At 73.1% G+C, this 24,079-nt stretch carries 23 protein-coding genes; 2 read left to right on the forward strand and 21 right to left on the reverse strand.

Features of this window, described 5'->3' with window-relative positions:
* Positions 1-38: 38 nt before the first annotated feature.
* Genes AB0E83_RS16345 through fmt form a run of 3 tightly spaced genes read right to left on the reverse strand, consistent with a single transcriptional unit; the run spans position 39 to position 2,777 of the window.
* Entirely contained in the window at positions 39-1,451 is a 1,413-nt protein-coding gene (locus AB0E83_RS16345; protein WP_362111210.1) for a transcription antitermination factor NusB, read from the reverse strand.
* Between the two features lie 58 nt (positions 1,452-1,509).
* Complete coding sequence (locus tag AB0E83_RS16350) at positions 1,510-1,848, reverse strand: hypothetical protein (RefSeq protein WP_362111213.1); 339 nt, start codon at positions 1,846-1,848, stop codon at positions 1,510-1,512.
* Positions 1,845-2,777, reverse strand: a complete 933-nt coding sequence (fmt, locus tag AB0E83_RS16355) for a methionyl-tRNA formyltransferase (protein ID WP_362111216.1) — start codon at positions 2,775-2,777, stop codon at positions 1,845-1,847. Before fmt ends, AB0E83_RS16350 begins: the two co-directional genes overlap by 4 nt.
* 375 nt (positions 2,778-3,152) lie before the next feature.
* Here fmt and AB0E83_RS16360 point away from each other — a divergent pair, with 375 nt between their 5' ends.
* Positions 3,153-3,668, forward strand: a complete 516-nt coding sequence (locus AB0E83_RS16360) for a hypothetical protein (protein WP_362111219.1) — start codon at positions 3,153-3,155, stop codon at positions 3,666-3,668.
* A gap of 81 nt (positions 3,669-3,749) precedes the next feature.
* On the opposite strand, the gene AB0E83_RS16365 is transcribed toward AB0E83_RS16360, so the two are convergent.
* The 14 genes from AB0E83_RS16365 to pyrR all read right to left on the reverse strand — a co-directional run bounded on the left by AB0E83_RS16365 (position 3,750) and on the right by pyrR (position 20,264).
* Positions 3,750-5,879: a primosomal protein N' gene (locus tag AB0E83_RS16365; RefSeq protein WP_362111222.1), complete on the reverse strand. Its 2,130-nt coding sequence runs from the start codon at positions 5,877-5,879 to the stop codon at positions 3,750-3,752.
* 95 nt (positions 5,880-5,974) lie between these two features.
* Positions 5,975-7,183 (reverse strand): methionine adenosyltransferase, encoded by a 1,209-nt coding sequence (gene metK, locus AB0E83_RS16370; protein ID WP_362111225.1) that lies wholly within the window; start codon positions 7,181-7,183, stop codon positions 5,975-5,977.
* Between the two features lie 239 nt (positions 7,184-7,422).
* Complete coding sequence (gene coaBC / locus AB0E83_RS16375) at positions 7,423-8,637, reverse strand: bifunctional phosphopantothenoylcysteine decarboxylase/phosphopantothenate--cysteine ligase CoaBC (RefSeq protein WP_362111228.1); 1,215 nt, start codon at positions 8,635-8,637, stop codon at positions 7,423-7,425.
* Between the two features lie 119 nt (positions 8,638-8,756).
* On the reverse strand, positions 8,757-9,029 hold the full coding sequence (gene rpoZ / locus AB0E83_RS16380) for a DNA-directed RNA polymerase subunit omega (protein ID WP_030493615.1): 273 nt from the start codon (positions 9,027-9,029) through the stop codon (positions 8,757-8,759).
* Positions 9,030-9,057: 28 nt separating this feature from the next.
* Positions 9,058-9,621 (reverse strand): guanylate kinase, encoded by a 564-nt coding sequence (gene gmk / locus AB0E83_RS16385; protein WP_030745533.1) that lies wholly within the window; start codon positions 9,619-9,621, stop codon positions 9,058-9,060.
* An 85-nt stretch (positions 9,622-9,706) separates the two neighbouring features.
* Positions 9,707-10,030 carry an integration host factor gene (locus tag AB0E83_RS16390; protein ID WP_016638838.1) on the reverse strand — a complete coding sequence of 108 codons (324 nt, stop codon included), beginning with the start codon at positions 10,028-10,030 and terminating at the stop codon, positions 9,707-9,709.
* Positions 10,031-10,337: 307 nt separating this feature from the next.
* Entirely contained in the window at positions 10,338-11,174 is an 837-nt protein-coding gene (gene pyrF, locus AB0E83_RS16395) for an orotidine-5'-phosphate decarboxylase (RefSeq protein WP_362111232.1), read from the reverse strand.
* Positions 11,171-12,280, reverse strand: a complete 1,110-nt coding sequence (locus tag AB0E83_RS16400) for a quinone-dependent dihydroorotate dehydrogenase (RefSeq protein ID WP_362111235.1) — start codon at positions 12,278-12,280, stop codon at positions 11,171-11,173. Before AB0E83_RS16400 ends, pyrF begins: the two co-directional genes overlap by 4 nt.
* A 55-nt stretch (positions 12,281-12,335) precedes the next feature.
* The gene (carB, locus tag AB0E83_RS16405) at positions 12,336-15,644 is read right to left on the reverse strand and encodes a carbamoyl-phosphate synthase large subunit (RefSeq protein WP_362111238.1); all 3,309 of its coding nucleotides are present in this window, start codon (positions 15,642-15,644) and stop codon (positions 12,336-12,338) included.
* Positions 15,637-16,776, reverse strand: a complete 1,140-nt coding sequence (carA, locus tag AB0E83_RS16410) for a glutamine-hydrolyzing carbamoyl-phosphate synthase small subunit (RefSeq protein ID WP_362111241.1) — start codon at positions 16,774-16,776, stop codon at positions 15,637-15,639. Before carA ends, carB begins: the two co-directional genes overlap by 8 nt.
* On the reverse strand, positions 16,773-17,345 hold the full coding sequence (locus tag AB0E83_RS16415) for a hypothetical protein (protein WP_362111244.1): 573 nt from the start codon (positions 17,343-17,345) through the stop codon (positions 16,773-16,775). Before AB0E83_RS16415 ends, carA begins: the two co-directional genes overlap by 4 nt.
* On the reverse strand, positions 17,342-18,628 hold the full coding sequence (locus tag AB0E83_RS16420) for a dihydroorotase (RefSeq protein ID WP_362111247.1): 1,287 nt from the start codon (positions 18,626-18,628) through the stop codon (positions 17,342-17,344). Before AB0E83_RS16420 ends, AB0E83_RS16415 begins: the two co-directional genes overlap by 4 nt.
* A gap of 2 nt (positions 18,629-18,630) precedes the next feature.
* Entirely contained in the window at positions 18,631-19,617 is a 987-nt protein-coding gene (locus tag AB0E83_RS16425; protein WP_362111250.1) for an aspartate carbamoyltransferase catalytic subunit, read from the reverse strand.
* An 86-nt stretch (positions 19,618-19,703) separates the two neighbouring features.
* Positions 19,704-20,264 carry a bifunctional pyr operon transcriptional regulator/uracil phosphoribosyltransferase PyrR gene (gene pyrR / locus AB0E83_RS16430; RefSeq protein WP_362111253.1) on the reverse strand — a complete coding sequence of 187 codons (561 nt, stop codon included), beginning with the start codon at positions 20,262-20,264 and terminating at the stop codon, positions 19,704-19,706.
* 257 nt (positions 20,265-20,521) lie between these two features.
* Between pyrR and bldD the strand changes: the two genes are divergently transcribed.
* Entirely contained in the window at positions 20,522-21,022 is a 501-nt protein-coding gene (gene bldD / locus AB0E83_RS16435; protein ID WP_015032294.1) for a transcriptional regulator BldD, read from the forward strand.
* A 162-nt stretch (positions 21,023-21,184) separates the two neighbouring features.
* On the opposite strand, the gene nusB is transcribed toward bldD, so the two are convergent.
* The 4 genes from nusB to AB0E83_RS16455 form a co-directional block, all read right to left on the reverse strand.
* Positions 21,185-21,622: a transcription antitermination factor NusB gene (gene nusB, locus AB0E83_RS16440; RefSeq protein WP_362111256.1), complete on the reverse strand. Its 438-nt coding sequence runs from the start codon at positions 21,620-21,622 to the stop codon at positions 21,185-21,187.
* Between the two features lie 2 nt (positions 21,623-21,624).
* Positions 21,625-22,191 carry an elongation factor P gene (efp, locus tag AB0E83_RS16445; protein ID WP_030493603.1) on the reverse strand — a complete coding sequence of 189 codons (567 nt, stop codon included), beginning with the start codon at positions 22,189-22,191 and terminating at the stop codon, positions 21,625-21,627.
* Between the two features lie 48 nt (positions 22,192-22,239).
* Complete coding sequence (locus tag AB0E83_RS16450) at positions 22,240-23,352, reverse strand: M24 family metallopeptidase (RefSeq protein ID WP_362111259.1); 1,113 nt, start codon at positions 23,350-23,352, stop codon at positions 22,240-22,242.
* Positions 23,353-23,421: 69 nt separating this feature from the next.
* Positions 23,422-24,079, reverse strand: a 658-nt coding sequence (locus tag AB0E83_RS16455; protein ID WP_362111262.1) for an AAA family ATPase, incomplete at its 5' end; no start/stop codon positions are given.

Genomic DNA, 24,079 nt, shown 5'->3' on the forward strand with positions numbered 1-24,079 from the left:
CCGGCACCGGACGTACTGGTACGGACCAGCGGAAAACGTCAGGCCGTCCGGCGGATCAGCGCCAGGTACATGGCGTCCGTGCCGTGCAGATGCGGCCACAGCTGGACGTCGGGACCGTCGCCGAGCCCGTCGACACCGGGGAAGTACGGCCGGGCGTCGATCAGCTCGCCGCCGCCGAGCCTCTTCAGGACGTCGTCGACGACGACCCGGGTCTCGGCGAGGTGCGGCGAACAGGTCGCGTAGCCCACGACCCCGCCGACGCGGACGGCCTTCAGCGCCTCGGTGAGCAGCCCGCGCTGGAGCGGCGCGAAGCCGTCGAGGTCCTCGGGGCGGCGGCGCCAGCGGGCCTCGGGGCGGCGGCGCAGCGCGCCGAGCCCGGAGCAGGGCACGTCGACCAGGACCCGGTCGAAGGAGCCCTCGCGCCACGGCGGGCGGGTGCCGTCGGCGGCGATGACCTGGTACGGGCCGGGGTTGCCGGCCAGCGCGCGCTCGACCAGCCGGGCGCGGTGCGGCTGCTTCTCGGAGGCGAGCAGGGCGGCGCCGCGCTCGGCGGCCAGCGCGCCGAGCAGGGCGGCCTTGCCGCCGGGGCCGGCGCAGCCGTCGAGCCAGCGGGTGTCGGGGCCTTCCAGCTCCGCGTTGGCCAGGGCGATCGCGACGAGCTGGCTGCCCTCGTCCTGGACGCCGGCCCGCCCGTCCCGGACAGCCTCGATGGCGCCGGGCTCGCCGCCGTCGCTGAGCCGCAGCGCGTACGGCGACCAGCGGCCCGGCTCGGTCTCGGCGGCCTCGGCCAGCTCCTCGACGGTGGACCGGCCGGGGCGGGCGACGAGGGTGACCTCGGGCCGCTCGTTGTCGGCCTCCAGGAGCGCCTCGATCCCGGCGCGGCCGCCGCCGAGGGCGTCCCAGAGCGCGGAGACCACCCAGCGGGGGTGGGAGTGCACGACGGCGAGGTGGTCCTCGGCGTCCTTCTCGTACGGTGGGGCGACCTCGGCCAGCCAGGCATCGAGGTCCTGCCGCGTGATCTTCCGCAGGACGGCGTTGACGAACTTCGCACGGCCCTCGCCCAGCACCGCGCGGGCCAGCTCGACGGTGGCGGAGACGGCGGCGTGCGGCGGGATCCGGGTGCCGAGCAGCTGGTGGGCGCCGAGCGACAGCACGTCGAGCACCGGCGGGTCGACCTCGCGCAGCGGCCGGTCCACGCAGGCCGCGATGATCGCGTCGTACGTGCCCTGCCGGCGCAGCGTCCCGTAGACCAGCTCGGTCGCGAGCGCCGCGTCCCGCGCCTCGAAGCCCTCCTTCTCCCGCGCCTTGCGCAGCAGCGGCGGCAGCACGAGGTTGGCGTACGCGTCCCGCTCGTCGACCGCCCGGAGCACCTCGAAGGCGAGCATCCGCACGGGATCCTTCTTGGGCCGGCGGTGGGGCTTGGGGGGACGGCGACGTGCCTGCTCGCTCAAAGGTGCTCCGCGTGACGAAATGGGGGGTCGAACCCTCCCAGCCTACGTCCGCCCGCCGCTACCGGGAAAAACGCCCCCGCCGCACGGCGCGGCCGCCCGCGGCGATCAGACAGGACACCGGCGCGGTGCCGCCCCCGTCCGCCTCGAAGGCGAGGAGCACGGGCGGCTCCTCGCCGACGATCCGCAGGACCTCGGCCCGCTCCCCGGCGGTGGGCTCGCGGAAGACGGGGTCCGTGAAGGCCGTCGGGCACCGGACGTACGACACGTCCGCGAGCTCCACCTCCAGCCCGTGGTGATACGTCAGGTCGTACCCGGCGACCAGGGTGAGCCGGCTGCCGTCGAACCGGCGCACCTCCCAGTCCCACCACGACCCCTCGGGGAGGGACGGCGGGGTCACGCGCCCAGCCGCTCCCCCGGGGCGATGCGGACGCCGCGGGCCCAGTCGGCGGCCTTCATGGGCTTCTTGCCCTGGGGCTGGACCCAGAGCAGCTCGACGGCGTACGAGCCGGTGCCGGCGAACACGTTGTTCTTGCCGGCCGCCAGCTCGCCGGGGGCGAGGTCGGCGCGGCCGGGGACGGGGACCGCCTGGATGAGCTTGAGGCGCTCGCCGCGGAAGAGGGTCCAGGCGCCGGGGGCCGGGGTGCAGCCGCGGATCACCCGGTCGACGCGGAGGGCGGGGGCGGCGAAGTCGACGTGGGCGTCCTCGACCTCGATCTTCGGGGCGAGGCTGATGCCCTCGGCGGGCTGCGGGACGGCCTTGAGGGTGCCGTCCTCGATGCCGTCCATGGTGGCCGCGAGCAGTCCGGCGCCCGCGAAGGCGAGCCGGGTGAGGAGGTCGCCGCTGGTGTCGGTGGGGCGGATCTCCTCGGTGATCACGCCGTAGACCGGACCGGAGTCGAGGCCCTTCTCGATCTGGAAGGTGCTGGCGCCGGTCACCTCGTCGCCCGCCATCAGCGCGTGCTGGACGGGGGCCGCGCCGCGCCAGGCCGGGAGGAGGGAGAAGTGCAGGTTGACCCAGCCGTGCGCCGGGACGTCGAGGGCCTTCTGCGGCAGCAGCGCGCCGTAGGCGACGACCGGGCAGCAGTCCGGCGCGATCTCGCGCAGCCGGGCGAGGAAGTCCTCGTCGCGCGGGTGGGCGGGCCGCAGGATCTCGATGCCCTCCTCCTCGGCCCGCTGGGCGACCGGGCTGGCGACCAGGCGGCGGCCGCGGCCCGCGGGCGCGTCCGGCCGGGTGACCACGGCGGCGACCTCGTGGCGGCCGGAGGCGAGCAGGGCGTCCAGGGCGGGGACGGCGACCTCGGGGGTGCCTGCGAAGACCAGCTTCATGGGTGGCGACTGCCTGTCTGTCCGGGGGCGTTGCGAGCGACGCACCAGTCTAGGCCGTCTCTTCCGGGCCATGCCGGGCTCGCGACTCCCCCGGCTACCGCCGGGAGGTGCCCCCACCGCATGGACTCCCTCCTCCGCCTTGCGAGCGCACGCACCGGACGCCGCTCCCTGACCCGGCCTGGCCCGGAAGAAACGGCCCAGGCGTCCGGCCGGGAGGGGGCGTACGCGGCGACGAGCGCCCCGCGCATATGCGTGTACGCCCCCGCAGCGTGACCCAACTCCCGGTGGCGCGTTGGTCAAGAGAGATTGACCGAATCGGGCCGCCGTCCCCCCCTGCGGCCCGCCCTCCCCATCGCCGGTTCGAGAGGCTTTCACATGGCCGACCACGCAACCCACGACGCCCAAGCCCGGGCAAGTCTGCACCTGTTGGTGCGGGACATCGAGCGGGTCCGGCGGCAGGTGGACGCACTGCGCACGCTCACGGCCCAGCTGGGCAATGTCTACCGCCCTCGCCGCTCCGGCCCGTCCACGGGCTTCGTCGTCTACGGACGCGCCCCCGCCCCCACCGTACGGCTCGCCCAGGAGCTCCGCGACAGCGTCGAGACCCTGGTGACCGCCGCCGTCGAGTTCGACCGTTCCCTCGGCTTCTCCTGGGACGCCGTGGGCTCCGCGCTCGGGGTCACCAAGCAGGCCGTCCACCGCCGTTACGGCGCCCGCCGGGCGCCCCAGCAGCCGGCGGTGGAGCCGGAGCGCGGTGCCGAGCCGGGCGTGGCCCGCCCCGTCCCCGCGGTGCCGGCCGCCCGCTCGATGCCGCCGCAGCCCACCTCGGGCAGCGCCACCCTCCGCGAGGAGCCCCGCTCCCCCGCCTTCCCCGTCCCGCGGGGCGGCTGACGCGACGGAGCCGACGGCCGGCCGCCACCCCCTGGCCGAAGGGGGCGGCGGCCGTCGTCGTCCCCGGCCCCCGGCCGGGCCTCAGCCGATGTCCGGCGGGTCCACCCTGACCCGGACGGTGTCGCCGGTGCCCCGGGCCTGGCGGCTCGCGCGGGCGTGCTTGAGGGCCTGCGCCAGGGCCGCGCCGCTGCCGGGCGGGACCCGGACCAGGGCGCGGTCCCACTGCTCGCCGGGCGGCGGGTCGCCGGGACGGCGGGCGGACCCGGGCCGGACCACCGGCAGCGCCACCGGGCCGAGGATCTCCGCGTCCATGGGCAGCGCGGCGGCCGCGAGGAAGGTCGCCACCGCCTCCGGCGGGCCGCTCACCGCCGCCATCCGGGAGACCGGCGGGAAGCCCAGCTCGGCGCGCTCGGCCAGCTCCCGCTGGGCGTGGCCCACCGGGTCCCAGCGGACGAGGGCCTGCACGGGCCGGAGCGTCGGCTCGGCGACCACCACCACCGTGCCGCCCTCGGCCTGTCCCCGGACCAGCGAGGCCGCGTCGATCCAGCGGCGCAGCGCCTCCTCCCCGGCCCGCAGGTCGGGGCGGCCGAGCAGGGCCCAGCCGTCGAGCAGCAGCGCCGCCGCGTAGCCGCCGTCGGCGACGGGTTCGGCCCCGGGGGTGGAGACGACGAGCGCGGGGCGGTCCGGCACCCGGTCCAGGACGTGGTCGCGGCCGGAGGTCCGTACCGGCACGGCGGGAAAGGCCCGGCCCAGCTCCTCCGCGGTCCGCCGGGCGCCGACGACCTGGGCGCGCAGCCGGGTGGAGCCGCAGGCCTCGCAGTGCCAGTCGGGGGCCTCGCGCCCGCACCAGCCGCAGTGCAGCGCGCGCTGCTCGGGGGCCTCCAGCGGCCCGGAGCAGTGCGCGCAGCGGGCGGGCGTCCGGCACTGCTGGCAGGCGAGCCGGGGCACGTATCCCCGCCGGGGCACCTGGATCAGGACCGGCCCGGTGCGCAGCCCGTCCCGGAGGGCGGCCCAGGCCAGGGAGGGCAGCCGGGCGGCCCGCGCGGCCTCGTCGCGGGCGAGCTGGTCATCGCCGACGGTGCGGACGAGGGGCGCGGCCCCGCGGACCTCCTCGCGGCTCGCGGCGATCGGCCGGGCCCAGCCGGACTCGACGAGCTGGGCGGCCTCCACGGTGCAGCTCGTCGAGCCGAGGAGGAAGGCGCACCGGTCGTGGGCGGCGCGCAGCAGCAGCACTTCGCGGGCGTGCGGCTGGGGGGCGTGCGGGTCGCTGTGGCTGCCGTCGCCGTCGTCCCAGATGACGGCGAGGCCCAGGTCCCGCACCGGCGCGAACATGGCGGCGCGGGTGCCGACGACGGCCCGCACGGAGCCGCGCCGGACGGCGAGCCACTGCCCGTACCGCTTCTCGGGCCCGGCCTCGGCGGTGAGCAGCGCGTGCCGCCCCTCCCCCAGGACGGCGGTGAGCGCCGCGTCGACCCGGCCGGCGACCCGCCCGTCGGGGACGACGACGAGGGCGCCGCGCCCGGAGGCGAGGGTGGCGGCGACGGCGCGGGCGATCTCCTCGGCCCAGTACGGCCCCGGCAGCGCGTTCCACACCGCCCGGGGCGACCCGCCGCGCGCCAGCGACTCCAGGAACGCCGGCCCCTGCTCGTACCGCCCCCAGGTGCCCGGCGCGGGCGGCGGGGGCGGCGGCAGCGGCGCGGGCGAGGCCCGCCGCTCGGCGGCCGCGTTGCGCGGCGGCACGGCGAGCTGGAGCACGTCGGCGAGGCTGCCCGCGTACCGGTCGGCGACGGCCCGCGCGAGCGCCAGCAGCTCGGGCCCGAGCACCGGCTCGGGCGACACCACGTCGGCGAGCGCGGCCAGCGGCCCGGAGTAGTCGGAGGCGGCCCGCCGCTCGACGAGGAACCCGTCGATCAGCCGCCCGCCCTCCCGGCGCCCGCCCCGCACCTGCCCGGCCCCGGCCCCGAACCGCACCCGCACCCGCACTCCGGGCCGGGCGTCGGCGTCCAGCTCCTCGGGCACCGCGTAGTCGAAGAACTGGTCGAGGTGGAGCACCCCCTTGTTCACCACGACCCGCGCGACCGGCAGCTCCTTGGCGAGCGCGGCCCCCCGCCACGTCCGCGGCTTCGCCTTCGGCACCTTCGCCTTCCGCACGGACTCCCGAATGAGCGCGAGCTGCTCGGGCCCCTCCGGTCTCTCCTTTTCGCTGCTCACAGCCCCATACCTACCAGACCGCTCGGACAGCGGGGGACGCCGAAGCCCGGCACCCCGTGACGGGGTGCCGGGCTTCGGCGGTGGTGCGGGGCGCCTTACAGGCCGGCGGCCTTCTTCAGGGCGTCGACGCGGTCGGTGCGCTCCCAGGTGAAGTCCGGCAGCTCGCGGCCGAAGTGGCCGTAGGCGGCGGTCTGGGAGTAGATCGGGCGGAGCAGGTCGAGGTCGCGGATGATCGCGGCCGGGCGGAGGTCGAAGACCTCGGCGATGGCGTTCTCGATCTTCTCGGTCTCGACGGCGTGGGTGCCGAAGGTCTCGACGAAGAGGCCGACGGGCTCGGCCTTGCCGATGGCGTAGGCGACCTGGACCTCGCAGCGGGAGGCGAGGCCCGCGGCGACGACGTTCTTGGCGACCCAGCGCATGGCGTAGGCGGCCGAGCGGTCGACCTTGGACGGGTCCTTGCCGGAGAAGGCGCCGCCGCCGTGGCGGGCCATGCCGCCGTACGTGTCGATGATGATCTTGCGGCCGGTGAGGCCGGCGTCGCCCATCGGGCCGCCGATCTCGAAGCGGCCGGTCGGGTTGACCAGGAGGCGGTAGCCGTCGGTGTCGAGCTTGATGCCGTCCTCGACGAGCTCCTTGAGGACGTGCTCGACGACGAACTCGCGGATGTCGGGCGCGAGCAGCGAGTCGAGGTCGATGTCCGAGGCGTGCTGCGAGGAGACGACGACGGTGTCGAGGCGGACCGCCTTGTCGCCGTCGTACTCGATGGTGACCTGGGTCTTGCCGTCGGGGCGCAGGTACGGGATGGTGCCGTTCTTGCGGACCTCGGTCAGGCGCCGGGAGAGCCGGTGCGCGAGGTGGATCGGCAGCGGCATCAGCTCGGGGGTCTCGTCCGAGGCGTAGCCGAACATCAGGCCCTGGTCGCCGGCGCCCTGCTTGTCGAGCTCGTCCTCGTCGCCCTCGACGCGCTTCTCGTAGGCGGTGTCCACGCCCTGCGCGATGTCGGGGGACTGCGACCCGATGGACACCGACACGCCGCAGGAGGCGCCGTCGAAGCCCTTCTTCGAGGAGTCGTATCCGATCTCGAGGATCTTGTTGCGGACGAGGGTCGGGATGTCCGCCCACGCCTTGGTGGTCACCTCGCCGGCGACGTGCACGAGGCCGGTGGTGATCAGCGTCTCGACGGCGACGCGGGAGGTGGGGTCCTCCCGGAGCAGCGCGTCGAGGATGGTGTCGCTGATCTGGTCAGCGATCTTGTCGGGGTGCCCCTCGGTGACGGACTCCGAGGTGAACAGACGACGGGACACAACGCTCCCTGGGGTTGCAGCGGCTGCTGGCTATCTCTTCGCGGACCGGCAGGGGGCTGCGCCCCGCGACGTTCCACGGACAGTCTATCGGGCCGGGTCGGACCTTGGACCAGGTGTCTCGCCTGACGAATGCCCGTGTGTGGCGCGAAACGGCCCCGCACGGGGCCGGAGGGGGGCGGCCGATGGGGCGCAGATCACTCGCGCCCCGGCGTTTCGCGCCTCCTCGGCCCGCTCCCGGCTCAGACGGACCGTTCCCGCAGGCGCGGCAGGACCAGGTCCCAGACGGTCTCGGCGAGGGCTTCCTTCGGGCCGTACGGGACCGGGGTCTCGGTGCCGTCGGCGGCGAGGACCACGGCCTCGTTCTCCTCGGAGCCGAAGGTCTTGCGCTCGCCGACCTCGTTGACGACGAGGAGGTCGCAGCCCTTGCGGGCGAGCTTGGCGCGCCCGTTGGCCAGGACGTCGTCGGTCTCGGCGGCGAAGCCGACGACGACCTGGCCGGGCAGGGCGCGGTCGGCGGAGAGCTCGGCGAGGATGTCCGGGTTGCGGACCAGCTCGATGGTCGGGGCCCCGCCGTCGTCCGTCTTCTTGATCTTGCCGGTGGCGTAGACGGCCGGGCGGAAGTCGGCGACGGCGGCGGCCATGACGACCGCGTCGGCGTCGGCGGCGGCCTTGAGGACGGCCTCGCGGAGCTGGACGGCGGTGCCGGCGCGGACGACGTCGACGCCGGCCGGGTCGGGCAGTCCGGTGTTGGCCTCGACGAGGGTGACCCGGGCGCCGCGGGCGGCGGCGGCCCTGGCGAGGGCGTAGCCCTGCTTGCCGGAGGAGCGGTTGCCCAGGTAGCGGACCGGGTCGAGGGGCTCGCGGGTGCCGCCGGCGCTGACCACGACGTGCCGGCCGGCGAGGTCGGGGACGGTGACGCCGCGGGCGAGGATCCGCCGGCAGACCTCGAAGATCTCGCCGGGGTCGGGGAGGCGGCCCTTGCCGGTGTCGACGCCGGTGAGCCGGCCGACGGCGGGTTCGACGACGACGGCGCCGCGGCGGCGCAGGGTGGCCACGTTCTCCTGGGTGGCCGGGTGCTCCCACATCTCGGTGTGCATGGCGGGGGCGAAGACGACCGGACAGCGCGCGGTGAGCAGCGTGTTGGTGAGGAGGTCGTCGGCGAGGCCGTGGGCGGCCTTGGCGAGCATGTCGGCGGTGGCGGGGGCGACGACGACGAGGTCGGCGGCCTGGCCGATGCGGACGTGCGGCACCTCGTGGACGGTCTCCCAGACCTCGGTGGAGACGGGGTTGCCGGAGAGCGCGGACCAGGTGGCGGCGCCGACGAAGTGGAGGGCGGAGTCGGTGGGGACGACGCGGACGTCGTGGCCCGACTCGGTGAGCCGGCGCAGCAGCTCGCACGCCTTGTAGGCGGCGATGCCGCCGCTCACGCCCAGAACGACCTTCGGCTTGGTCACGGCTGTCACTCCCCGCGCTGGTACGCGTACTCGGATGGGTTACGGCTGCACTGTCGGCTCCATGAGACACCACAGGCCCGGCGGGAGGACCGCCGGGCCTGTGGTGACACACGCAACGCTTACTGAACGGGGCCCTCGACGGCCTCGGAGGTCAGCAGACCCGCGTTGATCTCACGCAGGGCGATCGAGAGCGGCTTCTCGTGGACGTGGGTGTCGACGAGGGGACCGACGTACTCCAGCAGGCCCTCACCGAGCTGCGAGTAGTACGCGTTGATCTGACGCGCGCGCTTGGCCGCGTAGATCACGAGGCTGTACTTCGAGTCCGTGGCCTCGAGCAGCTCGTCGATCGGCGGGTTGATGATGCCCTCGGGCGCGGTGATGGAAGAGGACACGCTCTACCTTCCGAAGATGGATAAAAGATCAGACTACGTGCATCAACGTTAGCAGCTCACGTGCCACGTCCTCGACGGAGGTGTTGACGAGCGTGGTGTCGAACTCCGACTCGGCGGCGAGTTCGACCTTGGCGGCCTCCAGGCGGCGCTCGATGACCTCGGGCGACTCGGTGCCGCGGCCGGTGAGTCGGCGGACCAGCTCCTCCCAGCTCGGCGGGGCCAGGAAGACCAGCCGGGAGTCGGGCATGGACTCCTTGACCTGGCGCGCGCCCTGGAGCTCGATCTCCAGCAGGACGGGCTCGCCGGCCTCCAGGCGCTCGACGACCGCGCCCCGGGGGGTGCCGTAGCGGTTGCCCGCGAACTCGGCCCATTCGAGGAGCTCACCGTTGGCGATCAGCTTGTCGAACTCGTCGTCCGTGACGAAGAAGTACTGGACGCCGTGCTTCTCGCCGGGGCGGGGCTTCCGGGTCGTCGCCGACACCGAGAGCCAGACCTCGGGGTGGACCTTGCGCATATGAGCGACGACCGTGCTCTTGCCGACCCCGGAGGGGCCGGAGAGCACGGTCAGCCGCGGACGTGCCTCTGCTGCCATGCAGCGATTATTCCAGTACCGCCGGGGTGCCCGGGACGCTCGTCCTGGATCGGGCACCGGGCCGGACACCGGACCGGGCGGCGGGTCAGGCGCCGGAGCCGCCGAACTCGCGCTCCAGGGAGGCGATCTGGTTGGAGCCGAGACCACGGACACGACGGCTCTCGGAGATGCCGAGCCGCTCCATGATCTGCTTGGCGCGGACCTTGCCGACGCCGGGGAGGGACTCGAGCAGGGCGGAGACCTTCATCTTGCCGATGACGTCGTTCTCCTGGCCCTGCTTGATGACCTCGTGGAGGGAGGCGCCGGAGTGCTTGAGTCGATTCTTGACCTCGGCCCGCTCCCGGCGAGCCGCGGCGGCCTTTTCGAGCGCGGCTGCGCGCTGTTCAGGGGTAAGGGGCGGAAGAGCCACGCCTACGTCACCTCGGATGTCGATCTGTCGGATACGGACCGGTGAGGACCTGGTCGACCCACACCAGTGGAGCGACGGCCAACGACGTGACCGTTGGACACCTGCTCTGCCCCGGAGACTAGCGGCCAAGACCGCTCCAGTCAGCGAGAACAGCGGAAAAGTCCTGGTCAGCCTCTGCCGACCAGGACTTTTCCGGCATAACGACCCGGTTTTCTGCCAAGTTTTCGTCAAGTGGACCGCGAGCGGCCCGTCCGGCGCCGCCGTCCGCTCCCACCTGCGGGGATGGCGGGCCGGCGGCGGGAACGGGTCAGACCGCGACGGCCGCCCGGATCTCGTCCGCGTAGCGCGTCGCCGTGTCCCGCAGGGCGGACGCGTCCGGTCCGGCGCGCAGCACGCCCCGGCTCACGTTCGGGACGACGTTGCGGACCGCGGCCCCGAAGACGACCGGGAGGTCGGCCGGGGTCGCGCCCTGGGCGCCGATGCCGGGGGCGAGCAGCGGGCCGTTGATGTCGAGGTCGAAGGAGGAGAGGTCGCCGAGGGTGGCGCCGACGACCGCGCCGAAGGAGCCCATGGGCGTCTCCCCCGCGTTCTCCTCGGCGAGGTGGGCGAGCATGGTCGCGCCGATGGTGCGCCCGTCCTCCCGCACGGCCCGCTGGACCTCGGCGCCCTCCGGGTTGGAGGTCAACGCGAGGACGAAGAGTCCGGCGCCGGACTCGCGGGCCAGGTCGACGGCCGGCTTCAGGGAGCCGTAGCCGAGGTACGGGGAGACCGTGAGGGCGTCGGAGAAGAGCGGGGAGTCCTTGCGCAGGAAGGTCTCGGCGTAGGCGGCCATGGTGGAGCCGATGTCGCCGCGCTTGGCGTCCATGACGACCAGGCCGCCGGCGGCGCGCAGGTCGGCGGTGGCCCGCTCCAGGACGGCGATGCCGCGCGAGCCGAAGCGCTCGAAGAAGGCCGCCTGCGGCTTGAAGACGGCGACCGTCTCCGCCAGCGCCTCGACGACGGTGTACGTGAAGCGCTCCAGGCCCGTGATGTCGTCGGCGAGGCCCCAGGAGCCGAGCAGGGAGGCGTGCGGGTCGATGCCGACGCAGAGGGGGCCGCGCTCGTCCATGGCGGAGCGCAGGCGGGTGCCGAAGGAGGGGGTCACTGGGCGGCCTTTCGGTGGTCGGCGCCGACGGCTTCGGCGAGGGTGGCGTACGGGGAGGCCGCGAGCCGCGCGGCGAGGCCCTTGTGGATCGCGCGGGCGTAGAACGGCCCCTCGTAGATGAAGGCGCTGTAGCCCTGGATCAGCGTGGCGCCGGCGAGGATCCGCTGCCAGGCGTCCTCGGCGTTCTCGATGCCGCCGACGCCCACCAGGACGATCCGGTCGCCCACGCGCGCGTACAGGCGGCGCAGGACCTCCAGGGAGCGCTCCTTGAGCGGGGCGCCGGAGAGGCCGCCGGTCTCCTGGACGAGGGCCGGGGCGGAGGCCAGGCCGAGGCCCTCGCGGGCGATGGTGGTGTTGGTGGCGATGATGCCGTCCAGGCCGAGTTCGACGGCGAGGTCGGCGACGGCGTCCACGTCCTCGTCGGCGAGGTCGGGGGCGATCTTCACCAGGAGCGGGACGCGGCGGTCGGTGACCGTGCGGTCGGCGGCCTCGCGGACGGCGGTGAGCAGCGGGCGCAGCGACTCGGTGGCCTGGAGGTTGCGCAGGCCGGGGGTGTTCGGCGAGGAGACGTTGACGACGAGGTAGTCGGCGTGGGCGGCGAGCCGCTCGGTGGACTTCACGTAGTCGGCGGCCGCGTCGGCCTCCTCGACGACCTTGGTCTTGCCGATGTTGACGCCGACGACCGTCCTGAAGACGGGCACGCGCGCGTGGAGGCGGGCGGCGACGGCGGCGGAGCCCTCGTTGTTGAAGCCCATGCGGTTGATCAGGGCCCGGTCGGGGACGAGGCGGAAGAGCCGCTTCTTCGGGTTGCCGGGCTGGGCCTCGCCGGTGACCGTGCCGATCTCGACGTGGTCGAAGCCGAGCATGGCCATGCCGTCGATGGCGACGGCGTTCTTGTCGAAGCCGGCGGCGAGGCCGAAGGGGCCGTGCATCCGCAGGCCGAGGGCCTCGGTGCGCAGCTCCTCGTACCGGGGAGCGAGGACGGCGGCGACGAAGGTGCGCAGGACCGGGACGCGGGCGGCGAGCCGGATCCACCGGAAGGCGAGGTGGTGGGCCTTCTCCGGGTCCATGCGCTTGAAGACGAGCTGGAAGAAGAGCTTGTACATGGTGGAGTCCTCATGAAGAGGGGGACACCGTTTCCGGTGTCCCCCTCGGTGGCTGCTAGTCGCGGGCCGCGGTCAGGTGTTCGGCGTGTTCCTGGAGGGAACGGACGCCGACGTCGCCGTGGTTGAGGGCGTCGATGCCCTGGACGGCCGCGGCGAGCGCCTGGACCGTGGTGAGGCACGGGACGCCGCGGGCCACCGCCGCCGTACGGATCTCGTAGCCGTCGAGGCGGCCGCCGGTGCCGTACGGGGTGTTGACGATCAGGTCGACCTGGCCGTCGTGGATCAGCTGGACGATCGTCTTCTCGCCGTCCGGACCCTCGCCCTCGCTGAGCTTGCGCACGACGGTGGCGTTGATGCCGTTGCGCTTGAGGACCTCGGCGGTGCCGGAGGTGGCGAGGAGCTCGAAGCCGTGGGCGACCAGCTCGCGCGCCGGGAAGATCATCGAGCGCTTGTCGCGGTTGGCGACGGAGATGAAGGCGCGGCCCTTGGTGGGCAGCGGGCCGTAGGCGCCGGCCTGCGACTTGGCGTAGGCGGTGCCGAAGACGGCGTCGATGCCCATGACCTCGCCGGTGGAGCGCATCTCCGGGCCGAGGACGGTGTCCACGCCGCGGCCGTGGATGTCGCGGAAGCGCGACCACGGCATCACGGCCTCCTTGACGGAGATCGGCGCGTCGAGCGGCAGGGTGCCGCCGTCGCCGTTCTTCGGCAGCAGGCCCTCGGCGCGCAGCTCGGCGATGGTCGCGCCCAGCGAGATGCGGGCGGCGGCCTTGGCGAGCGGCACGGCGGTGGCCTTGGAGGTGAACGGCACGGTCCGGGAGGCGCGCGGGTTGGCCTCCAGGACGTAGAGGATGTCGCCGGCCATGGCGAACTGGATGTTGATCAGGCCGCGGACGCCGACGCCCTTGGCGATGGCCTCGGTGGAGGCGCGCAGCCGCTTGATGTCGAAGCCGCCCAGGGTGATCGGGGGCAGGGCGCAGGCCGAGTCGCCGGAGTGGATGCCGGCCTCCTCGATGTGCTCCATCACGCCGCCGAGGTAGAGCTCGGTGCCGTCGTAGAGGGCGTCGACGTCGATCTCGATGGCGTCGTCGAGGAAGCGGTCGACCAGGACCGGCCGGGTGGGGCTGATCTCGGTGGACTCGGCGATGTACGCCTCCAGGCGCGCCTCGTCGTAGACGATCTCCATGCCGCGGCCGCCGAGCACGTACGAGGGGCGGACCAGGACCGGGTAGCCGATCTCGTCGGCGATCTTCTTGGCGCCGGCGAAGGTGGTGGCGGTGCCGTGCTTGGGGGCCGGCAGGCCGGCCTCCTCCAGGACGCGGCCGAAGGCGCCGCGGTCCTCGGCGGCGTGGATGGCCTCCGGGGAGGTGCCGACGACCGGCACGCCGTTGTCCTTGAGGGCCTGGGAGAGGCCGAGCGGGGTCTGGCCGCCGAGCTGGACGACGACGCCGGCGATCGGGCCCGCGAGGGACTCGGCGTGGACGATCTCCAGCACGTCCTCCAGCGTCAGCGGCTCGAAGTACAGGCGGTCGGAGGTGTCGTAGTCCGTCGAGACGGTCTCCGGGTTGCAGTTGACCATCACGGTCTCGTAGCCGGCGTCGCTCAGGGCGAAGGAGGCGTGGACGCAGGAGTAGTCGAACTCGATGCCCTGGCCGATGCGGTTCGGGCCGGAGCCGAGGATGATCACGGCGGGCTTCTCGCGCGGCGCGACCTCGGTCTCCTCGTCGTAGGAGGAGTAGAAGTACGGGGTCTTCGCGGCGAACTCGGCGGCGCAGGTGTCGACCGTCTTGTAGACCGGGCGGATGCCGAGGGCGTGCCGGACCTCGCGGACGACGTCCTCGCGCAGGTCCCGGATCTCGGCGATCTGGGCGTCGGAGAAGCCGTGGCGCTTGGCCTCGGCGAGCAGCTCGGGGTCGAGCTTCTCGGCGGCGGCCAGCTCGTCGGCGATCTCCTTGATCAGGAAGAGCTGGTCGACGAACCACGGGTCGATCTTCGTGGCGTCGAAGACCTCCTGGGGGGTGGCGCCGGCGCGGATCGCCTGCATGACGGTGTTGATGCGGCCGTCGGTGGGGCGCACCGCCTCGCGGAGGAGTGCGGCCTTGTCGCCGGGCTCGCCGGTGAAGGCGAACTGGGAGCCCTTCTTCTCCAGGGAGCGCAGGGCCTTCTGGAGGGCCTCGGGGAAGTTCCGGCCGATGGCCATGGCCTCGCCGACCGACTTCATGGTCGTGGTCAGCGTGGAGTCGGCCGAGGGGAACTTCTCGAAGGCGAAGCGCGGGGCCTTGACGACGACGTAGTCGAGCGTGGGCTCGAAGGAGGCCGGGGTCTGCTCCGTGATGTCGTTCGGGATCTCGTCCAGGGTGTAGCCGACGGCGAGCCGGGCGGCGATCTTGGCGATCGGGAAGCCGGTGGCCTTGGAGGCGAGGGCCGAGGAGCGGGAGACGCGCGGGTTCATCTCGATGACGATCACGCGGCCGTCCTCGGGGTTGACCGCGAACTGGATGTTGCAGCCGCCGGTGTCGACGCCGACCTCGCGGATGATCGCGATGCCGACGTCGCGGAGGATCTGGTACTCGCGGTCGGTGAGGGTCATCGCCGGGGCGACGGTGATGGAGTCGCCGGTGTGGACGCCCATCGGGTCGAAGTTCTCGATGGAGCAGACGACCACGACGTTGTCGTGCTTGTCGCGCATGAGCTCCAGCTCGTACTCCTTCCAGCCGAGGATGGACTCCTCCAGGAGCACCTCGGTGGTCGGGGAGAGCGTGAGGCCCTGGCCGGCGATGCGGCGCAGCTCCTCCTCGTCGTGGGCGAAGCCGGAGCCGGCGCCGCCCATGGTGAAGGAGGGGCGGACGACGACGGGGTAGCCGCCGAGCGTCTCGACGCCCTGGAGGACGTCCTCCATCGAGTGGCAGATGACCGAGCGGGCGGACTCGCCGTGGCCGATCTTGGCGTTGACGGCCTCGACGACGCCCTTGAAGAGGTCGCGGTCCTCGCCCTTGTGGATGGCCTCGACGTTGGCGCCGATCAGCTCGACGCCGTACTTCTCCAGGACGCCCTGCTCGTGCATGGAGATCGCGGTGTTGAGCGCGGTCTGGCCGCCGAGGGTGGGCAGGAGGGCGTCGGGGCGCTCCTTGGCGATGATCTTCTCGACGAACTCGGGGGTGATCGGCTCGACGTAGGTGGCGTCGGCGATCTCCGGGTCGGTCATGATCGTGGCCGGGTTGGAGTTGACCAGGATGACCCGCAGGCCCTCGGCCTTGAGGACCCGGCACGCCTGGGTTCCGGAGTAGTCGAACTCGGCGGCCTGGCCGATGACGATCGGGCCGGAGCCGATGACCAGGACGGACTGGATATCGGTGCGCTTAGGCACGCTCGGCCTCCATCAGAGAAACGAAGCGGTCGAAGAGGTACGCGGCGTCGTGCGGGCCCGCGGCCGCCTCGGGGTGGTACTGGACGGAGAAGGCCGGCTGGTCGAGCAGCTGGAGGCCCTCCACGACGTTGTCGTTCAGGCAGACGTGCGAGACCTCGGCACGTCCGAAGGGGGTCTCGGAGACCTTGTCGAGGGGCGCGTCGACGGCGAAGCCGTGGTTGTGCGCGGTGACCTCGACCTTGCCCGTGGTGCGGTCCTGGACGGGCTGGTTGATGCCCCGGTGGCCGTACTTCAGCTTGTAGGTGCCGAAGCCGAGCGCGCGGCCGAGGATCTGGTTGCCGAAGCAGATGCCGAAGAGCGGGGTCTTCCGCTCCAGGACGGCGGTCATGAGCGCGACCGGGCCGTCGGCGGTGGCCGGGTCGCCCGGGCCGTTGGAGAAGAAGACGCCGTCCGGGGCGACCGCGTACACGTCGTCGACGGTGGCGGTGGCGGGCAGCACGTGGACCTCGATGCCGCGCTCGGCCATCCGGTGCGGGGTCATGCCCTTGATGCCGAGGTCGATCGCGGCGACGGTGAACTTCTTCTCGCCGATCGCGGGGACGACGTACGGCTCCTTGGTGGCGACCTCCTCGTAGAGGCTGGCGCCCTTCATGTGCGGCTGGGCCTGCACGCGGGCGAGCAGCTCGGCCTCGGGGGCCAGGGCCTCGCCGGAGAAGACGCCGGCGCGCATGGAGCCGCGCTCGCGCAGGTGGCGGGTGAGGGCGCGGGTGTCGATGCCGGAGATGCCGACGACGCCCTGGGCGGCCAGCTCCTCGTCGAGGCTGCGCTTGGCGCGCCAGTTCGACGGGATGCGGGCGGGGTCGCGGACCACGTAGCCGGAGACCCAGATGCGGCTCGACTCGTCGTCCTCGTCGTTCCAGCCGGTGTTGCCGATCTGGGGGGCGGTGGCGACGACGATCTGGCGGTCGTACGAGGGGTCGGTCAGGGTCTCCTGGTAGCCGGTCATGCCGGTGGAGAACACGGCCTCGCCGAAGGTCTCCCCCACGGCCCCGTAGGCGCGGCCGCGGAAGGTGCGGCCGTCCTCCAGGACGAGTACGGCGGGAGCCAGGGCTCCCCTGGTGGAGGTCGTCATCGTGCGATGCCTTCCGTCGTGTTGATCATGGAGTCGATGGTCTCGGTCCAGGCGGTGTGCTCCGCGGCGCGGTCGGAGCGGAAGCCGGAGTCGAGGAGGGTGCCGCCGTGCTCCCAGGTGACGATCAGGAGCCCGCCCTCGGCGAGGACCTTGCCGGCGATGCCCTTGTCGAGGCGGGCACCGCGCAGGGCGGCGGCGGGGATCAGGAAGTCGTTCGCCCCGGGGCGGACGACCGAGATCCCGGTGTCGGTGAGCGTGAGCTCGACGCGGCTGCGGGTGCCGAGGCCGTGGGCGACGATCCGGTCGAGCCACTGCCCGGCGGTGGTGGAGCCGTGGTAGCGGCCGCTCATCGTCAGCTTGGCCTCACCGGGCGCCGACGGCACCTCGGGGAGCTCCGGCAGGTCCGACTGGAGGCTGCCGCGCCACTTCCAGCCCTGGCGCATGAGCCAGTAGACGAAGGCGACGAAGAGCAGGAGGCCGACGACCCAGCCGATCCGGCCGGCCCAGTCGGTGACCTCGGCCGACTTCTGCTCCGCGGCGAGGGCCGCGCTTGCGATGGTGTGTGTCACGCCAACTTCCCGTCCATGACCGTTGCCCGGCCCCGCAGGAAGGTGTGGGTGACGCGACCCGGCAGCTCGCGGCCCTCGTAGGGGGTGTTGCGGCTGCGGGAGGCGAAGTCCGCGGGGTCCACCGTCCCACGGTAAGCCGGATCGACCAGGACGAGGTTCGCGGGCTCACCAGCCGAGACGGGTCGTCCGTGGCCGGCGGCCCGGCCGATGCGGGCCGGGGCGAAGGACATCCGGTCGGCGACGCCGGCCCAGTCGAGCAGCCCGGTCTCCACCATCGTCTGCTGGACGACGGAGAGCGCGGTCTCCAGGCCGACCATGCCCATGGCGGCGGCGGCCCACTCGCAGTCCTTGTCCTCGTGCGGGTGCGGGGCGTGGTCGGTGGCGACGATGTCGATGGTGCCGTCGGCCAGGGCCTCGCGCAGGGCCAGCACGTCGCGCTCGGTGCGCAGCGGCGGGTTGACCTTGTAGACCGGGTCGTACGTGCGGACCAGCTCGTCCGTGAGGAGGAGGTGGTGCGGGGTGACCTCGGCGGTGACGTCGATGCCGCGGGACTTGGCCCAGCGGACGATCTCGACGGAGCCGGCGGTGGAGAGGTGGCAGATGTGGACGCGGGAGCCGACGTGCTCGGCGAGGAGGACGTCGCGGGCGATGATCGACTCCTCGGCGACGGCCGGCCAGCCGCCCAGGCCGAGCTCGGCGGAGACGACGCCCTCGTTCATCTGGGCGCCCTCGGTGAGGCGGGGCTCCTGGGCGTGCTGGGCGACGACGCCGCCGAAGGCCTTCACGTACTCCAGGGCGCGGCGCATGATCACGGCGTCGTCGACGCACTTGCCGTCGTCGGAGAAGACGGTGACGCCGGCGGCCGAGTCGTGCATGGCGCCGAGCTCGGCGAGCTTCTTGCCCTCCAGGCCGACGGTGACGGCGCCGATGGGCTGCACGTCGCAGTAGCCGGCCTCCTTGCCGAGCCGGTAGACCTGCTCGACGACGCCGGCGGTGTCGGCGACGGGGTGGGTGTTGGCCATGGCGAAGACGGCGGTGTAGCCGCCCGCGGCGGCGGCGCGGGTGCCGGTGAGGACGGTCTCGGAGTCCTCGCGGCCGGGCTCGCGCAGGTGGGTGTGGAGGTCGACGAGGCCGGGGAGGAGGATCTGGCCGGCGGCCTCGACCACGGTCGCGCCCTCGGCGCTCAGGCCGGTGCCGACCGCCTCGATGGTCTCGCCGTCGATCAGGACGTCCTGCGGCTCGCCGCCCAGCACCTTCGCACCGCGGATAAGGATCTTGCTCATCTTTACTTGCTCTCCTCGGTACGGGGGGTGGCGGGGGCGACGGCGGGCTCGGAGCCGCCGAGCAGCAGGTAGAGGACGGCCATCCGGACGGAGACGCCGTTGGCGACCTGCTCGACGACCGTGCAGCGGTCGGAGTCGGCGACCTCGGCGGTGATCTCCATGCCGCGGACCATGGGGCCGGGGTGCATGACGACGGCGTGCTCGGGCATCTTCGCCATCCGGTCGCCGTCCAGGCCGTAGCGGCGCGAGTACTCGCGCTCGGTCGGGAAGAAGGCGGCGTTCATCCGCTCGCGCTGCACGCGCAGCATCATCACCGCGTCGGACTTCGGCAGCACGCCGTCGAGGTCGTAGGAGACCTCGCAGGGCCAGGTCTCGACGCCGACGGGGACGAGGGTGGGCGGGGCCACCAGGGTGACCTCGGCACCGAGGGTGTGCAGCAGGTCGACGTTGGAGCGGGCGACCCGGCTGTGCAGGACGTCGCCGACGATCGTGATCCGCTTGCCGGCCAGGTCCCGGCCGAGCCCGGCGTCGCGGCCGACGAGGCGGCGGCGCATGGTGAAGGCGTCCAGGAGGGCCTGGGTGGGGTGCTGGTGGGTGCCGTCGCCCGCGTTGATGACGGGGGCGTCGATCCAGCCGGAGGTGGCCAGGCGGAAGGGGGCGCCGGAGGCGCTGTGCCGGATGACGACGGCGTCGACGCCCATCGCCTCCAGGGTCTGCGCGGTGTCCTTCAGGGACTCGCCCTTGGAGACGCTGGAGCCCTTGGCCGCGAAGTTGATGACGTCGGCGGAGAGGCGCTTCTCGGCGGCCTCGAAGGAGATCCGGGTCCGGGTGGAGTCCTCGAAGAAGAGGTTGCAGACGGTCCGGCCGCGGAGGGTCGGCAGCTTCTTGATCGGCCGGTCGGCCACCCGGGCCATCTCCTCGGCGGTGTCGAGGATCAGGACGGCGTCGTCGCGGGTGAGGTCGGCGGCCGAGATGAGGTGACGCATCATCGGGGTTTCTCTCCGTGTGGGGAGGTGCGAGGGCATGCGGGGGCGCGGGGCGGTGCCCCGGGTCCCTCAGGGGGTGGCCGGTCCGGCTAGGCGGACTTGCCGCCGAGCAGGACGGTGTCGCGACCGTCCTCCTCGGCGAGCTGGACCTTGACGGTCTCCCGCAGCGACGTGGGGAGGTTCTTGCCGACGTAGTCGGCGCGGATCGGGAGCTCGCGGTGGCCGCGGTCGACGAGGACGGCGAGCTGGACCGCGCGGGGGCGGCCGATGTCGCCGAGGGCGTCGAGGGCGGCGCGGATGGTGCGGCCCGAGAAGAGGACGTCGTCGACGAGGACGACGAGGCGGCCGTCGACGCCTTCCGCGGGGATCTCGGTGCGGCCGATGGCGCGCGCCGGCTTCATCCGCAGGTCGTCGCGGTACATGGTGATGTCGAGGGAACCGACCGGGACCTTGGTGCCGGTGATCGATTCGAGCTTCTCGGCGAGCCGGCGGGCGAGGTAGACGCCGCGGGTGGGAATGCCGAGGAGGACCACGTCGTCGGCGCCCTTGGCGCGCTCGACGATCTCGTGGGCGATCCGGGTCAGGACCCGGGCGATGTCGGGGGCCTCGAGAACGGGCCGCGCCTCATCGGTGTGCGCTTGCGTGTCCATGAAGAAAGGACCTCCTTCTCCGCCTCACGGGACGGTCTTTAAAGGACGTCTGGTGTACGCCGTCCACTTTAGCAGGGCGCCTCGCACGGGCTTTCCCGGAGCCTCCCCTCCCCCGCTCCGACCTGCGCCGGAACGTCCCCCGGGAGGGGGTGGCGGGCCGCTTTCGGCTTGACGGGAAAGAGTAACGCTGCGTAACCTCACAGTGAGTTACCAGCCGCGCGGCGCAGCCGCATGTCGTCACAGCGTCCGGGAGCGTTATGTCCAGCGAATACGCAAAGCAGCTCGGGGCCAAACTCCGCGCCATCCGCACCCAGCAGGGCCTGTCCCTCCACGGGGTGGAGGAGAAGTCCCAGGGCCGCTGGAAGGCGGTCGTGGTCGGCTCGTACGAGCGCGGCGACCGCGCCGTGACCGTGCAGCGCCTGGCCGAGCTGGCGGACTTCTACGGCGTGCCGGTGCAGGAGCTGCTGCCCGGCACGACCCCCGGCGGTGCCGCCGAGCCCCCGCCGAAGCTGGTCCTGGACCTGGAGCGCCTGGCCCACGTCCCGCAGGAGAAGGCCGGCCCGCTTCAGCGCTACGCGGCGACGATCCAGTCGCAGCGCGGCGACTACAACGGCAAGGTGCTGTCGATCCGCCAGGACGACCTGCGCACCCTGGCCGTCATCTACGACCAGTCCCCCTCGGTCCTGACCGAGCAGCTGATCAGCTGGGGCGTGCTCGACGCGGACGCGCGCCGCGCGGTCGCCCACGAGGAGAACTGACCTCCTCCGAAGCGCTTCTGCAGAAACGTGCCGCCGGGCCCGTGGACGTCATCCGACGCCACGGGCCCGGCGCTTTCGCGTACCGCCCTCACCCGTACGGCGGTACGCGAAGGGGCCCGTCGCACCGGAGTGCGACGGGCCCCTTCGCGAGCCGTTCGGGGACTAGGCGTCCACGTCCCGGCGCAGTCGGGGCTTCAGGTCCTTGAAGCGCCCGAGGAGGCCGTTGACGAAGGCCGGGGAGTCGTCCGTGGAGAACTCCTTGGCGAGCTGCACGGCCTCGTCGATCGCGACCGCGTCCGGGGTGCCGTCCTCCCAGATCACCTCGTACGCGCCGAGGCGCACGATGCTGCGGTCGGCGGCCGGCATCCGGTCGAGGTCCCAGTCCACCGCGTAGGTGGCGATGAGCTCGTCGATGCGGGCCACGTACTGGGCGTACCCCTCGACGAGCTGCATGGTGAAGTCACCGACCGGCGGCTGCTGCGCGTCGGCGCGGTGGAGCCGGATCTGGTCCGCGAGGACCTCCTGGACCGAAGTGCCGCGCTGGTCGGCCTCGAACAGGATCTGGAAGGCCCGCCTGCGGGCCTTGCTCCGGGCGGCCACGGTTAGCTGTTCACCCGGCCGAGGTAGCTGCTGTCACGGGTGTCGACCTTGATCTTCTCACCGGTGGTGATGAAGAGCGGGACCTGGATCTGGTGGCCGGTCTCCAGGGTGGCGGGCTTGGTGCCACCGGTGGAGCGGTCGCCCTGGACGCCCGGCTCGGTCTCGGCGATGGTGAGCTCGACGGCGGCCGGCAGCTCGACGTAGAGGACCTGGCCCTCGTTCTGCGCGACGAGCGCGGTGAAGCCCTCGACGAGGAAGTTGGCCGCGTCGCCGACGACCTTGCGGTCGATGTGCAGCTGGTCGTACGTGTCCATGTCCATGAAGACGAAGTAGTCGCCGTCCATGTAGGAGAACTGCATGTCGCGCTTGTCGACGTTCGCGGTCTCCACCTTCACGCCGGCGTTGAAGGTCTTGTCGACGACCTTGCCGGACAGCACGTTCTTGAGCTTGGTGCGCACGAAGGCCGGGCCCTTGCCGGGCTTGACGTGCTGGAACTCGACGACGGACCAGAGCTGGCCGCCTTCGAGCTTGAGCACCATGCCGTTCTTGAGGTCGTTCGTGGAAGCCACGGTTGCGGAATCTCCTGGACTGACGTGGGACCGAGGAGGCGTACGCGCCTAGAGCGCGAGCAGCTCCTTGGTCGTGATGGTGAGTAGCTCGGGTCCGCCGTCCGCCTCCTGGCGCACGACGAGCGTGTCATCGATCCGGACTCCGCCCCGGCCCGGGAGGTGGACCCCCGGTTCGACGGTGACCGGCACACAAGCGTCCAGTTTACCCATGGCCGAGGGCGACAACTGCGGGTCCTCGTCGATTTCGAGTCCCACTCCGTGTCCGGTGAGGGGCACGGCGGTCTCCGCGTGGCCCGCGCCGTCGAGGATCTGACGGGCCGCGCGGTCCACGTCCCGGTACTCGGCGCCGGGCACGAGGGACTCCCGGCCGGCCCGCTGAGCGGCGAAGACGAGCTCGTACAGCTCGATCTGCCAGTCGGCGGGGGCGGTGCCGATGACGAAGGTCCGGCCGATCTCGCACCGGTAGCCGTGGTAGTCCGCGCCCAGGCAGACGGAGAGGAAGTCGCCCTCCTCGACGCGGCGGTCGGTGGGCCGGTGGCCGCGCCGGCCGGAGTGGGGGCCGGTGGCGACGGAGGTGGGGAAGGCGGCCCCGTCGGCGCCGTGGTCGACGAGGCGCCGCTCCAGTTCGAGCGCGAGGTGGCGTTCGGTGCGGCCGACGAGGATCGACTCCAGGAGTTCGCCGAGGGCCTGGTCGGCGATCTCGGCGGCGATCCGCAGGCAGGCGATCTCGTCCTCGTCCTTGACCACCCGCAGCTGCTCGACGGCGCAGGCGAGGTCGGCGAGGCGGAGGCCGGGGGCGGCGGCGCCGAGGCTGCGGTGGCGGGCCACCGTCAGGTGGTGCTCCTCGACGGCGAGCCCGTCGGCGCCGGAGCCGCGGGCCAGTTCGGCGGCGACGACGGCCGGGTCGCCGCCGCCGAGCGGGAGCCGCTGCTGCCGGAGCAGTTCGTCGAGCCGCCCGTCGGCCGGTTCCCCCTCGTCGGCGGCGGGCCGGAGCAGCACGTCGGCGGCGGGCTCGGGGCCGACGAGCAGGACGGCGCCGGGCGGGGCGCCGCCCGCGAGATAGCGGACGTTGGCAGGACGGGAGACCAGGGCCGCCGCGCTGCCGGCTGCCGCGCACCGGTCGCGCAGCCTGACCCGGCGGTCCGCATACACCTGTGACATGTCTCCGAGCCTACGAGCCGGGCCCCGCCCCGGCCTGTCGGCGGCGGCCGACCGGGGAAGGAGCGGGGTTCAGCCCGCGGGCGGGGCGGCTATCGCGCGGGCCAGGGCCTCGTCGAGGAGCCGGGCGGTGGACTCCACGTCGAGCGAGGAGTTGTCGATGATCGGCAGTCCCGACCCGTACCAGCCGGCCATCCTGCCGTGGATCGCGGCGACCTCCTCGTCGGTCAGGCGCCGGTTGCCGGAGCGCTGGGCGTTGCGCTCCAGGACGACCTCCAGGCCGGGGAGCAGGACCACGGGGAGCAGGCCGGGGCCGACGTGCCGCTTCCAGCCGCCGAGCCCGACGACGGGCCGGTCGGGGAAGACGGCGTCGTCGAGGATGCAGGAGATGCCGTTGGCGAGGAAGTTCCGGGCGGCGAAGCCGCAGGTGCGGCGGGCCAGTCGGTACTGCGCCTCGGAGTGCTCGTTCCAGCCGGACTGGGGGTCGGCGAAGCCGGAGCAGACCCATTCCCGGACGTCGTCGAGGCTGATGTGGGCGGTGGGGACGGGCCGGCGGCGCGCCCAGTGCCGGGCGACCGTCGTCTTGCCCGCGCCGGCCGGTCCGATGAGCAGGACGGCGAGGGTCGCGGCCCCGGTGCCGGGCCCGTGCGGGGCGACCGGGACGGGCGGGGCGAGCGGTACGGCGCCGGTGGCGTGCGGGGGCACGGCGCCGGGGGCGGGGGCGGCGGGG

Source organism: Streptomyces sp. NPDC035033 (genome assembly GCF_040636735.1).
GTDB lineage: Bacteria > Actinomycetota > Actinomycetes > Streptomycetales > Streptomycetaceae > Streptomyces.

Excerpts from the sequence above, each read along its gene's own strand:
- fmt (WP_362111216.1), bottom strand. The coding sequence starts at position 2,777 with ATGAAGCTGGTCTTCGCAGGCACCCCCGAGGTCGCCGTCCCCGCCCTG.
- AB0E83_RS16360 (WP_362111219.1), top strand. The coding sequence starts at position 3,153 with ATGGCCGACCACGCAACCCACGACGCCCAAGCCCGGGCAAGTCTGCAC.
- gmk (WP_030745533.1), bottom strand. The coding sequence starts at position 9,621 with ATGGCAGCAGAGGCACGTCCGCGGCTGACCGTGCTCTCCGGCCCCTCC.
- AB0E83_RS16400 (WP_362111235.1), bottom strand. The coding sequence starts at position 12,280 with ATGTACAAGCTCTTCTTCCAGCTCGTCTTCAAGCGCATGGACCCGGAG.
- carA (WP_362111241.1), bottom strand. The coding sequence starts at position 16,776 with ATGACGACCTCCACCAGGGGAGCCCTGGCTCCCGCCGTACTCGTCCTG.
- AB0E83_RS16420 (WP_362111247.1), bottom strand. The coding sequence starts at position 18,628 with ATGAGCAAGATCCTTATCCGCGGTGCGAAGGTGCTGGGCGGCGAGCCG.
- AB0E83_RS16425 (WP_362111250.1), bottom strand. The coding sequence starts at position 19,617 with ATGATGCGTCACCTCATCTCGGCCGCCGACCTCACCCGCGACGACGCC.
- pyrR (WP_362111253.1), bottom strand. The coding sequence starts at position 20,264 with ATGGACACGCAAGCGCACACCGATGAGGCGCGGCCCGTTCTCGAGGCC.
- bldD (WP_015032294.1), top strand. The coding sequence starts at position 20,522 with ATGTCCAGCGAATACGCAAAGCAGCTCGGGGCCAAACTCCGCGCCATC.
- AB0E83_RS16450 (WP_362111259.1), bottom strand. The coding sequence starts at position 23,352 with ATGTCACAGGTGTATGCGGACCGCCGGGTCAGGCTGCGCGACCGGTGC.